Below are 11534 nucleotides of genomic sequence, written 5' to 3' on the forward strand. Positions count from 1 at the left end.
CAAGTGTCCTGCGCGCATCTGGCGCCTCGCGGAAAGCCTCTCCGGTGCCCGAATAAGACAGGTTGCAGTCACATTTTGTTTCGTGGTGTGGGGTGTCATCTTGCTGATCGTCCTGCTCTAGCAGCCAGAGCCTATAAAGGCAGAGCGTGGCCCGCCTCACTTGCTAAGTGGCTCGGCAGTTGCTCCCTTTCGGACTCATCGCGCGATGTGTGACTTCGGAGTCACCGATTCTTTGGAGACCGAGCGCCAGACTAGCAGCATGACAGCAACAAAGTACCCGATCTGTATCAAGATCCCACAAATTAACGTCTGGACAAACGTGCCCCAGAGGGAGCCGGTGAGCAAATATATACTGATGGCGAATGCCAACAGTACTATGACAAGGCCTCGCAAAAAAAGCAAAAAGGACATCGCCGTCCCACTCGCAGCCACTGACGTGACGCGCTCCTTGGCTATCCAGGCCTCAGCGCGTTAACCATCATAACATATCGGAACGGGTCAGGGCGACCGATATATTAGCATGTGCGAATAAATACGCCCAACCTGTGCCAGGACGCTTGCTTCCAGGCGACCAACTCCCGTTCGACCATCCACAGCTTCTCGGCCGTCGACCACCGCCGCCGTCGCTCGCGGCCGTTCAGGATCTCAATCTTCGGAATGCTACCAGTCATAGACACGACATTACTCCTATCTCTTATCAACATGGAGATCGTGTCCGGTTCATTCGGGCTATTTCATACGGATGGCTTTCCCTCCGGGGCCATACCTTGTTAGTGTGCGCAATGCACATCAAACCAGTCATGCCAGACAGGGTCAGGATCACCGGTGTGGCCAAGATCAAAGGCAAGCCACGTAAATGCAACTTCCTTCATTTGCCGCCACGGGCCATCAGTCTCATCACCGAATGGACCCGAGGAGCCGTAGGCAGAATGTTTCTTTGCAACATTCTCTGGTGCACGGCGACCCAGCATACGTCGAACACGACTTCGCAATGGTCTTAGATTTCGCGACCATTTGTTGACCTGATCGGGGCTATAACTTAGCTGCCGAAAATCCTCCTGCGCAATCAGTTTGAAACGCGAATAGCCGAGATTGTGCATAAAGAACAGATCCTCCAAACGGCTCTTCTCAAACGAGACGAATTGAGGGAGATCGTTTGGGTCAAGTGCCTCCAAGCAGAAATGATCTGCAGTCTCGATATCAACCTTGAGGTAAAAGGGTGTTCCAAACTCGGCCAAGATGTCGTTCATCGGTCGGCAAGTGACCTGGATCTCATGAGAAGTGTTGTTGCACATCTCCGCATTTTGCCTATCGAACGAGTTGAACTCGGGATTACTACTGATCCAAAATGAGGATTGTCCGTGACTTGGCCCAATCGCAGCCTCAACGACGTGAACTTGGCCCTTCTCGATCTCAGCAGCAAAACGTTTTCGCTGTGCTTCCGCTTGCGCAGGGTCTGCCTCAATCGCCACCACACGATAACCTTGGCTCACATAGAATGCCGTATCATCGCCATTATGCATACCGACGTCATAAACCAAATCGCGGTCCACGTTGCCCTCCTAAGGAGATGACGTGCAAAGGAAGATATTAAGATAATAAGTTGGCCGCGCTCTGCCTAAATCACCCTTCCGAGGGAGAGTAGCATTAGGGTCTTCACGAAACTATCATTAGCATGACCCGCCCGGCTGATATCCGCTCGACCTCCGACCGCGAATACGGGATGGGTTGTTCATCACGTCGCGCAAATGGCGCAACTTCGCCTCGGCGGATGAAATTTAGGTTTGTCATCTGCGTCCCCAATTAGCAGCACGACAATCATAACAAAGAAAAATCTCCCCACATGAGCGAATTAACTGCAAAGCGGGAAGCGTTCGCGCTGGCCTGTGTCGAGTGCGGCAACAGGGCAAACCCTACCGGAGCGCCTTCGATGTAAGGGAGAACACCAAGCCAGAAACCATCTGGTCCGAAGCCTCTCGCCTCCTGGCCGACCCTAAGGTGTCCGCAAGGGTGGCAGAGCTCCAGGCGATGGCTCGCGACATGGCGCTTATCTCGGTCGGAACGCTGACCAAAGAGCTAGAAGAAGCTCGGTCAATGGCGATGACGGAAAAGTGATCGTATCGCGGCCGGCACCGCGCGGATCACCCGCGACAGATGCCTGTCGTCGGCCTTGCCCGGCTCGGATCACGATATCACCCAGGATGATATCAATGCTGGCGCTGGCCTGCCTCGGCTGAGACGGCTCTTCGACCAGCAGCGCCGCAAAGGCGGAGCCGCGGCCATGCTTTCGGGCAGCGTCACAGACCCATGCCGCAGCCGCTTGCGCCAATCATAGGCCTGCCAGCGCGTCACCCCGTACTTGCGCGCCACCTCCGCCACCCCGAGGTCATCGGCATCTTCTCAGTTACACCACTCCCTGGGACGTCCATTTTGCCGTCTCTTGCCATGCACAAGACCTCGTCCATATCGGAGGCATCTTCGCATGGTCGGGTCAGGCCGAGCAGGTCGGAAAATCGAAGGGGCCTAACGAGCGCTTACTCCCGTTCGGCGGCCAAGAGAGGTTTGCCACACGGACTGGCCATGCCATGCGATCTGGATTTAGGCAGAGGCTGAGTAGAGTTGTGTGCGTCAAGTTGAGCAAAATGGGACGGCTTAGACGTTGGTGTGTCCGCCGCGCAGCTTCCGTGTTTAGCGGAGCGGTGGACATGGCGGCCGCGCGTCAGGCGGGCCAACGCCGCTCAGGCCACCAGAACGCGACTGCCATCAGTAGCGCGCGACCGGCTGCTCGCTGGCCGGCGGTGTCGCTTCCGGCCGACGACACGCCGGTGACGTCAGCCATAGCGTTTGGGCTCCACGACTGACCAGATCGACGACCAGGAGCGTTGCGAACGATAGCAAAACCATGATCGACGCGATCGCGGTGGCCGCCGGATAGTTGTATTCTTCCAGCCGGATGACGATCAGAGTGGCGCGATCTCGGAATATCGTCTGCCTTGTTGCCGTTGTTCAGAGCGTAAATTCGCCTCAAAGGAATGGCGTTGTGAGAAAGGTCTGCGTCGACGTCATGCTTAACATTGCGGGGTGATCGCGAATGTTGAATAGATCGGTGCGCTGGATGCGGGCAGGCAGCTGCGCTGCGCTCGCATGCGTGTTTTTGTTTTTCGCATACGCGATTCCGTCGAATGGCCTTGCCCTAGCGGAGGAGTACAATGTCGGCGAGTACCGTCTGCAGACTGGCGACGTGATCGGCTTCGCTGTCTTAGGCTATCCCGAGATGCAAAAGCGAGCTGTCATCGACCAAAGCGGTGTAATCGTGTTGCCGGTCCTGGGCCCCCTATCCGTTCTCGGGAAGACAATAGAGGATGTTCGCAAGGAGGTAATTGAGGGTTTAAAACCAAAATCCCTTCCACAACGATCCGCCGACGGCACTGAGACTTGGACTGGGTTTTACCCGGATCAGATTGTAGTTGATATTGAGGAATACAGACCCGTCTATATTGACGGGGACATTGCCTCTCCTGGGACTCAGGCCTTCAGACCAGGCATGACTGTCCGACAGGCTGTGGCGACTGGCGGCGGCTACCAGCTCGGTCGCGGTGAGCTTCAAAACCCTGAAATGACAGCAGCGGACCTTGGCGGCCGCCTCCACATTCTGCGCATCAAGTACCAGGAAAGCGAAATCAAGGCTGCTCGCATAGAGGCGCAGCTGAGCGGCGCCAGAGCGATTGAGGTTCCGGACACAGAACGTGACCCAAGCCTCGAACCTCGTCGCGACGAAGCTTTGCAGCAGGAGGGGAAGCATCTTGAAGCTGTCTATGCGGATCAGGAGAAAGAGCGCGCTTCAATTAAGTTGGCTACAACCAAGGCGGCGGAGCGAATGGGCTACCTGAAGGAGCAGCAGAAGGCGGATCAAGCGGGCGCAGCCGCAGATGCAGCGGAACTTGATCGCCTCAAGAAGCTCTTCGAAAAAGGTCTGATCCAGATCACGAGGGTCAACGATGCTCAACGCGCAGTGCTCTTGTCAGCGACCCGCGCGTTGCAAACCAATGCTGAGATCGCTCGACTCGAACGCGACCAAGGGGATTTGCAGCGCAGTCTTGATAAGCTTATCGACCAGGGTCGAATCGACCTGTTGGCTGACTTGCAGGCTGAACGCGCGGCGATGACGCAAATGCGCGCTGAGATGGATTCATTGACCAAACAAATCGCCTACGTGATGCAGATGCGCAGCGACCTTGTAGGCGAAGGGAACCGAATTACGATCGGTGTAACCCGCTCCACTGACGGACAAGCAGCGACGACCGAGGCGACTGAAGATACTCTGCTAGCTCCGGGTGACACCATCACAATTACGCTGAAGGCCCCATCAGGAGCGGCGGTCGCGAATTAAACAACTAAGTATTGTATAGAGGCGGCGGGTAGTTGCACGTGTCCTATGGAATTGTGGTCCGGGCCAAGATCGTTCTGGTGGCAGCTCAGGGTCCGGGCAATGACGTGATTGCCACGTGCGCCGCCAAAGCCTGGGATCAAGCATCTAGCTTCAACAGCTTGGGCTCGGTACGCCCGAACAGGGACGCACTCACCTCTCCAAATAAATCTTGTCATAGAGAGGCCGAGACTCGGCGTTTCGCATCCGTTTCACTCGAACCTTGATCCAGCGAGGGACCAGTCCGCGGCAGCAGACGTCGACCGTGTGAGGCAGACGTGAAATGGCCGTGCGCGGCTCCAGTACAAAGAGCTTCTTCGACAGGTACCAGGCTGCGGAAGGCCGCCCTTGAAGCAAAGCTCTCACGGCAAGCGCATTGATCGTGTCAAGCAGATGGGCATTGAGATCGCTCCCAAATTGCGGATATTTCTCGTGAAACTCGGCTAGGACAATTTGATACGAACGAAACATCTGCATGACATCGCTCGACATGTTGCAGCTCGTCCTACGGTAACCCACAAGATATTGGGGCACGACACGAAACTCGTAATTCTCCGCTATTCTGAGGCACATTAGAAGATCTTCGCAGCCTTGTGCGTTCCTCGCCCTCAGGGAAGGATCAAACTGTCCCGCCCGCTCGAATGCGGAGCGACGTACAAGCATCGAACTTCCGTTACCGACAAAGTTGTTTCTGCACATGCGTTGCAGCACGCGACCATCGGCATCGGGCTGTTTGAATGAAAATATCCGACCGTCCTCGTCGATCTCCGCAAACCAGCAATATGCCAGGCCAACTGACGAGCCTCCTTCCTGCAGGACGCGCAGTTGCAGTGCGATTTTGGATGGAGCCCAAAGATCATCCGCGTCCACGAAAGCTAGAAACTCGGCATCGGTGGCAGCGGCGCCGCTGTTGCGTGCGTGCGCAACACCCGCGTTCGGCTGCCTGAAAAAGCGTATACGCCGATCTTGCTCGGCATAGGCGGCCACGATTGACGCGGACCGGTCCGTCGACCCATCGTCCACAACGATAATGTCCAGCGCCTGGTGGCTCTGCTGGCAGATGCTGGTCAGCGTCGGGAGAATGGTTTTCTCGGCATTGAACATCGGCACCACGACGCCTATCACAGTGGCATTGTGCTGGCTCATTTGCCTTCGTCTTCTCTCACGACGTGGTAAAATGGCACATCAGGGCCGGTAGTTCCATCAGATTTCACTACTTTAGTTGATGAGTATTCAACCACGACGGCCGAGCGGCAAGGCAGAGGCCCCGGCGAGTTCCACTCAGCACTCCTGGAAGCGATTAAGTAGCGGCTTCCGGACTTTAGCTGGATATTTAGGAACTCCGATTGTGAAGGTGAGTGAGGAACCTCCCGAACTGCCCGTCGCGGCATTCCCGCTGCCCGAAGCCACGCAGCAGTCGCAGCATCGCTCGGTGAAACAGGCGTCCACTACTGCAACGACAGCGCCCCGGTCGAGATCGCCGGCTGCCACGCATGCACGCAATGCACCCGTTCATTGTTCGATCACCCCGATCGAGGACATACCCGTTATGGCGACATGGCACGGAATCTCCGGGGCCGCCGCCGATGCCAAGACGCAACGCCAAAATTACCTTCGGTCGCCGCGGGCCACCCGCAACCGGAAACGATGGTGGGCGTTGCTGTGACGAACAGGATATAAGTCTATCTGGCAGCAAGCTGGTTGAGGAAAGCCCCACCGTCATGAAGCCAATGAATGAAGAACACCTCGCAGTTCTACGCAGACACATGGTCGAGATGATTGCAATCCATACCGACCTTGCAAGCGAAGAACTCGGCAAGGCGGCGCTCGATGAACGGGTGATGGCTGCGATGCAGCGGGTGCCGCGCCATCTCTTCGTGCCAAGCTCGGTCGCGCCTTATGCCTACCAGGACATGCCACTGCCGATCGGCTTCGACAAAACCGTCTCGCAGCCGTTCATCGTCGCTCTCATGACCGATCTCCTTGCTCTCCGGCCGCACGAGGCGGTGCTCGAGATCGGCACCGGCCTGGGCTACCAAACCGCAATCCTCGCGGAACTCGCCGGGCACGTTTGGAGCGTCGAAATCATCGAGGAATTCGCAAGCCATGCCGAGACTCTCCTGCAGGGCCTCGGTCTGTCCAATATCAGCATTCGTGTCGGAGACGGGTCTCGCGGCTGGCCCGAGCACGCCCCATTTGATAAGATCCTAGTCACCGTCGCGGCTGGGCGGGCGCCGCCGGCTTTGGTTGAGCAGCTCAAGCCGGGGGGCCGCATGGTTCTGCCTGTGGGCCCTGAACAAGGGCAGTTGCTGACGGTCATCGACAAGGATTCGGTAGGGCAACTGAAGACTCGCAAACTCATCCCGGTTCGGTTCAGCCGGCTCGAAACGGTCTAATGAGGGTGCGGATATCTGGCCCACAGGGTCAGCAACTTCGCTATGGCCAGAGATGAGGCAGCCCGCGGGAGGATTGTTTTTAACCCGACTGTGCCCGCGACAGCGCCTCGCGTTTTCCGCCGCCCAAAACCAGTATGGGATTTCGCGTCTCACGGCTGCTTCGCGTCCGCTCGTTTGAGCATGGCAAATGCGCGATTGATCCGTTGCAGAGCTGTGGCGTTTGCCAGCAGTGCGTAAAGCGCGAACCCGCCCGTGAGAATCCAAGGCGAAGCGGCGCCCATGGCGATCGCCAATCCATCGGCGACTAACAGCACGCAAATGAACACCAGGCGTTCCATCCGTTCGAAGAAATCCGGCCACGCCTGGTTTTCTATGGGGATTTCGATCGCCGTCCGCGCCTTGGCGTAGCTGGTGAGGATTCCGCCGGCGAATGCGACCATTGCGATCGCCCACAGATCGGCGACCCAGCCTATTGCCGCAAACACGGCAAGTTCCTGATAACGGTCGGCCATGGCGTCGAAATAGCCACCGGCCTTGGTGCTCATATGTCTCCGACGGGCGACCGCACCGTCCAGCGCGTCGAAGGTGAAGGCCAACGCGAGGCAAAGGCCAAAGGCAAGGCTTAACTGGTGGTACAGATAGGCGGCGCAGGACAGGGCGACGAGCACCAGACCGCCGGCTGTAACCTGGTTCGGGGTCATGCCGATCCCGATCAGCGGAGAAGCGGCGTGCTCCCATAGCGGGTCGATACGACGTTTCATGAGACCGGCGATCATGATGACTTGGCTCCTCTGATGATGTCGTTCCGCGAAGTTTAACCGGCAAATTGTGGGTTCGTTCCAGTCCGTCGTCGCCGACCGAGGTGATCAGCGCGGCCGAGACCGGATCAGGCCCGGCTCAACCAGCAGCGTTTCTTTGGCGAACGTGGCCAATGGATTAAGGTAGCCACAGAACTGTCAAGCTGTCGGCGAAACACAAAAACTCCGGTCGCTGCGATAACCGTCCGATGTTGTTGCGAAGTTTCTGCAATGCCCGTCGCGTCTGCCGCCGCACATCGACTGGCAGTCTACCGGCAGTAACCCGAAAGATGTGACTATAATGCCTATTTACAATTCACGGGGAAGCCGCCCGAACCTCCATGCGTAAATTGCTGCCTAAGTTTGCTTACCTGCTCGCGACCTCTGCCGGCGCAGGATTATCTCCGTTATGGCCGGGCACGGCCGGCGCGGCTGTTGGAGTGGTTCTTGCCGCGATGCTGATACCTGCATCGCCTTGGCTGATCGTGGTTGCCTACATGGCCGTATTCGCCGTGGGAGTATGGGCGTCGTCGCATGTCGTCTCCCGTACCGGGACAGAGGATCCGCAGATCGTCGTCATTGACGAGACCTTCGGCACCGCCGCAACGCTTTCCATGCTGCCGCTCGACCCGGTCTGGTGGGCAGCAGGTTTCCTTGCTTTCCGGTTTTTCGACGTGGCCAAGCCTTGGCCCATCGGCATCGTGCATGAGAGGGTAAGGGGCGGACTCGGCATCATGCTGGACGATGCGGCTGCGGCTGTCTTTGCCGGCGCGTTGCTGCTTTTGCTGAACGATTTGATTCAACGTTTGCCGTAAGGGGACATCTCAGTCTTCACCTGCCACTGTCGAGCTTGTTGCGGCCACCGGGAAAAACAGACCTCTCTCCACCAAAATCTGCCGGAGCAGCGCTAGACCGCAGCGTCGCGCGGCCGTGCCAAATCGTTCGTTCCCTCCGGATCCGGCGCTTGGCCATAGCTCATCTTCTTCATCTGCTCGATCACCCGCGCCATCTCCTCGTCGGAAAGGACCGGCGGCTCTCCAAGTGTAAGCGCCTGGACATACATGCGCGAAAGGGTTTCGACCTCGTTCGCCAGCCACAACGCGGCTTCCATGGTCTTGCCGAGCGAAATTTGGCCGTGCTGGCCGAGCAGGCAGGCGAAGCGATCCTTGAGTGCAACCAAGGCATTGTCGGACAAGGCCTGCGTGCCAAAGGTTGCATATTCCGCGCAGCGGATCGTCGTACCGCCAGCCACTCCTGTCATATAGTGGAAGCTCGGGATCGTCTTGTGATGGCAGGCCAATGTCGTGGCGTAGAGCGAGTGGCAATGCAGCACGACGTTGATCTCCTGCCGCTCCCTCAAAATGTCACGGTGGAAGCGCCACTCCGAGGAGGGCCGTCGGCCGACATAGGTGCCGTCAAAGCCCATCTCGACGATGTCTTCGGGCCTCATCGTTTCGTAGGGCAGCGACGAGGGCGTGATCAGGAAACCGTCGCTGCAGCGCAGCGACAGGTTGCCGGCATTGCCCTGGTTGATACCGCTGGAGTTCATCCGGCGGCAAACATCCACCATCTCGCGGCGCAGAGCGCTGTCATCGGTCATCGATCGTTCCTTTTGCTGGTCTTGCCCTGTTGCAAGTTGTTTCGCTTCGCCAGTTCGCGCCATCGCTGTGCATAGGCTGCGAGCGCTTCACGGTCGCCGGCAAAGGCGGTCGGCCGGCTGAGTGCGATGGGAGCCGGCGTGTCACGAGTTTCATGTTCGCCAAGTAACGCCGCACCCGAAGCGGTGCCATAGGAGTCGAGGTTGTAGACTGTTTCGGCGTTTGGCCGCAGCGCGGCAACCAGCGTGGCGTAGAGCGGATCCCTCAGGAAGGTGCCATCCAATGCAACCAACCCGTCTTCGTTCAGCGCATCGATACATTCGGTCGTCAGCAGCGCGGCATAGAGCACTGCGAGCGCCTTGCGCTCAGCAGGGGTTTCTGCAGGCGGCCCTTCAAACCGGCCGCGGCCAGCGCTGCCGGGAAACAGGCCGTCATCGTCGCCGAACGACGGCAATGCGAAGGTGCCGCGCTCAATCAACAAGCTGACCAGCGCAGCGTCGGCCGCAGTTTCTTCTTGCCCCTGTCCTGCTACATGACTGAACTCTCGTCCGCCCATGGTCAAAACGCCGCCGACCGGGCGTCCCGTCACGTCGCTGTTCAGCACCATTCCGCGGTTTTCATCGAGTTGGTCGAGAGGTGTCGCCGCGCACATTCCGACTATCCAGGTTCCGGTAGAGATCACGCAGGCGTCGCGCATGCCTGCCGCCTGGTAGCGGTAGAGGTTCAGGCTGCTGTCGTGGCCGCCGGTCAGGACAGACAGCTTTTCCGGTATGCCGTGCCGGCGCGCCAGATCGTGCCGGATTGGCCCCAACGTCCCCCAGGCCGGATGGAATGGTGGCATGAGGCGCTGCCACCCCTGCCCCGCGACAATGGGCGACCACTGCTTGCGCACATTGTTCCATAGATGCGATTGCGCCGAGAGGATCGTCGTTTCGGCCGATGGCACGCCTGACAGCCGCCAGGCCCAATATTGCGGCAAGCCCAGATACCAGCGAGCCTGAGCGACGCGCTCCGGATCAACCTGCTGCATCCAGTACAGTTGGCGCGCCTGGTGGGCGGCCTTCAGCATGATCGCGCTGCCACGATCGAAGAAATCGCCCGAAAGCGGCGCGTAGCCATCGCGAATTGCGGGCGGCAGATCCTGCTCGTAGTCAATCATCGGCAGGGCGGATGTCTCGTCGGGATCTGCGTTCACCAGAACTCCCGCGGAGCCATGTCCGGTGCCGACCACCTTTTCCAGCGGATGATGACGGCACAAACTGGCGAGCGAGCCGAACAGCCAGCCGCTAATGCCCTTGAGATCGTGCTGCCGCCAAGGTGGACCGGGCCCCACTTCGTTGTGGACAGAGAGGCTCTCCACGAGCACGCCGTCGAGCGTCATCGCGGAGAGCTTAATATTGGTCTTCCCGACATCGAAGACGGCGATCCTCGCGCGGTCCGCCTTCTGCCCGTCACCCATCGTGTCAGATCAAACCGTATTGGCGAGCCTTGTTGCGCAGGAACGGCAAGCCATTGCCCATCACCTCGGCCTCATCCTTCGCGACCGGGCGCCAGACCGAGAGACCGTAGGAGACTTCCGGCGGCATGTTGATGAAGCTTTCCATGGCAAGTCCGCCCTTGAAACCGATCGCCGCCAGCGTTGCGTAAATCTCGTCCCAGGGGCAGTTGCCAGTGCCTGGTGTGCCGCGATCGCTCTCGGACAAGTGGATGTACTTCAGGTGATCTCGGGCGGCCAGAATGCCATTGGCTGCCCCCTTCTCCTCGATGTTCATATGGTAGGTGTCGAGATGAACAAAGATGTTGTCGGCCCCGATTTTCTCGACCATCCAGACGGCCTGCGCGCCGGTGTTGATCAAATGGTTCTCGTAGCGGTTTACGGCCTCGATTCCGAGCTCGATGCCGCGCTTCTTGGCGTGCTTGGCGGCGACGGTCAGCACATGCGCGATGTTGTCGTATTCCTTTTCGGTCGGTGGCAAACCGGTGCGTTCGCCGATACCGCCGAAAATCACGCCGGAAAGCGCCAGCGCGCCCATTTCCGCCGTCTTGTCGATGGCCTCTTCGAGATGTTCGATGGCGGCATCCGGCCGCACCGAGGCCCAGGCGCGCTCCGGCAGGCCGAGCGAGCAAACGGCAGGAAGATTGTGCTTTTCGAGCAAGGCGCGTGTATGCGCGGCATCGACCGCCGGCGCGTTCAGAAGCGCGATCTCGATAAAGTCCATCCCGTATTTGACCGAAGCCGCGATCGCCTTCTCCGCGCCGGCCCGGTCCCAGTTCATCGTCCACATCGAGGTGTGGACTCCAAAACCATGCATCTAAC

At 58.6% G+C, this 11534-nt stretch carries 10 protein-coding genes and 1 pseudogene; 3 read left to right on the forward strand and 8 right to left on the reverse strand.

Features of this window, described 5'->3' with window-relative positions; all coding sequences use genetic code 11:
- Positions 1-195: 195 nt before the first annotated feature.
- The 3 genes and pseudogenes from EOA78_RS02310 to EOA78_RS02320 form a co-directional block, all read right to left on the reverse strand.
- Complete coding sequence (locus tag EOA78_RS02310) at positions 196-411, reverse strand: exopolysaccharide production repressor protein (RefSeq protein WP_127313762.1); 216 nt, start codon at positions 409-411, stop codon at positions 196-198.
- Between the two features lie 359 nt (positions 412-770).
- Positions 771-1553, reverse strand: a complete 783-nt coding sequence (locus EOA78_RS02315) for an FkbM family methyltransferase (protein ID WP_127313691.1) — start codon at positions 1551-1553, stop codon at positions 771-773.
- A gap of 1306 nt (positions 1554-2859) precedes the next feature.
- A pseudogene (locus EOA78_RS02320) lies at positions 2860-2964 on the reverse strand (molybdate ABC transporter permease subunit); the annotation flags it as partial.
- Positions 2965-3091: 127 nt separating this feature from the next.
- Here EOA78_RS02320 and EOA78_RS02325 point away from each other — a divergent pair.
- Positions 3092-4390 carry a polysaccharide biosynthesis/export family protein gene (locus EOA78_RS02325; RefSeq protein ID WP_127313692.1) on the forward strand — a complete coding sequence of 433 codons (1299 nt, stop codon included), beginning with the start codon at positions 3092-3094 and terminating at the stop codon, positions 4388-4390.
- Positions 4391-4579: 189 nt separating this feature from the next.
- On the opposite strand, the gene EOA78_RS02330 is transcribed toward EOA78_RS02325, so the two are convergent.
- Positions 4580-5572: a glycosyltransferase family A protein gene (locus tag EOA78_RS02330; protein WP_127313693.1), complete on the reverse strand. Its 993-nt coding sequence runs from the start codon at positions 5570-5572 to the stop codon at positions 4580-4582.
- Positions 5573-6147: 575 nt separating this feature from the next.
- Between EOA78_RS02330 and EOA78_RS02335 the strand changes: the two genes are divergently transcribed.
- Complete coding sequence (locus EOA78_RS02335) at positions 6148-6822, forward strand: protein-L-isoaspartate(D-aspartate) O-methyltransferase (RefSeq protein ID WP_127313763.1); 675 nt, start codon at positions 6148-6150, stop codon at positions 6820-6822.
- A 149-nt stretch (positions 6823-6971) separates the two neighbouring features.
- On the opposite strand, the gene EOA78_RS02340 is transcribed toward EOA78_RS02335, so the two are convergent.
- The gene (locus EOA78_RS02340) at positions 6972-7598 is read right to left on the reverse strand and encodes a CDP-alcohol phosphatidyltransferase family protein (protein WP_127313694.1); all 627 of its coding nucleotides are present in this window, start codon (positions 7596-7598) and stop codon (positions 6972-6974) included.
- 362 nt (positions 7599-7960) lie between these two features.
- Here EOA78_RS02340 and EOA78_RS02345 point away from each other — a divergent pair, with 362 nt between their 5' ends.
- Positions 7961-8434 (forward strand): phosphatidylglycerophosphatase A, encoded by a 474-nt coding sequence (locus EOA78_RS02345; protein ID WP_127313695.1) that lies wholly within the window; start codon positions 7961-7963, stop codon positions 8432-8434.
- Positions 8435-8526: 92 nt separating this feature from the next.
- Here EOA78_RS02345 and EOA78_RS02350 read toward each other — a convergent pair whose 3' ends face one another.
- From EOA78_RS02350 to EOA78_RS02360, 3 genes are read right to left on the reverse strand one after another with little or no spacing between them, the layout of a single operon-like run.
- On the reverse strand, positions 8527-9219 hold the full coding sequence (locus EOA78_RS02350; protein WP_127313696.1) for a class II aldolase/adducin family protein: 693 nt from the start codon (positions 9217-9219) through the stop codon (positions 8527-8529).
- The gene (locus tag EOA78_RS02355) at positions 9216-10676 is read right to left on the reverse strand and encodes an FGGY family carbohydrate kinase (protein ID WP_127313697.1); all 1461 of its coding nucleotides are present in this window, start codon (positions 10674-10676) and stop codon (positions 9216-9218) included. Before EOA78_RS02355 ends, EOA78_RS02350 begins: the two co-directional genes overlap by 4 nt.
- A 4-nt stretch (positions 10677-10680) precedes the next feature.
- On the reverse strand, positions 10681-11529 hold the full coding sequence (locus EOA78_RS02360) for a sugar phosphate isomerase/epimerase family protein (protein ID WP_127313698.1): 849 nt from the start codon (positions 11527-11529) through the stop codon (positions 10681-10683).
- Between the last annotated feature and the right edge of the window lie 5 nt (positions 11530-11534).

The organism is Mesorhizobium sp. M5C.F.Cr.IN.023.01.1.1, assembly GCF_003997585.1.
GTDB lineage: Bacteria > Pseudomonadota > Alphaproteobacteria > Rhizobiales > Rhizobiaceae > Mesorhizobium > Mesorhizobium wenxiniae.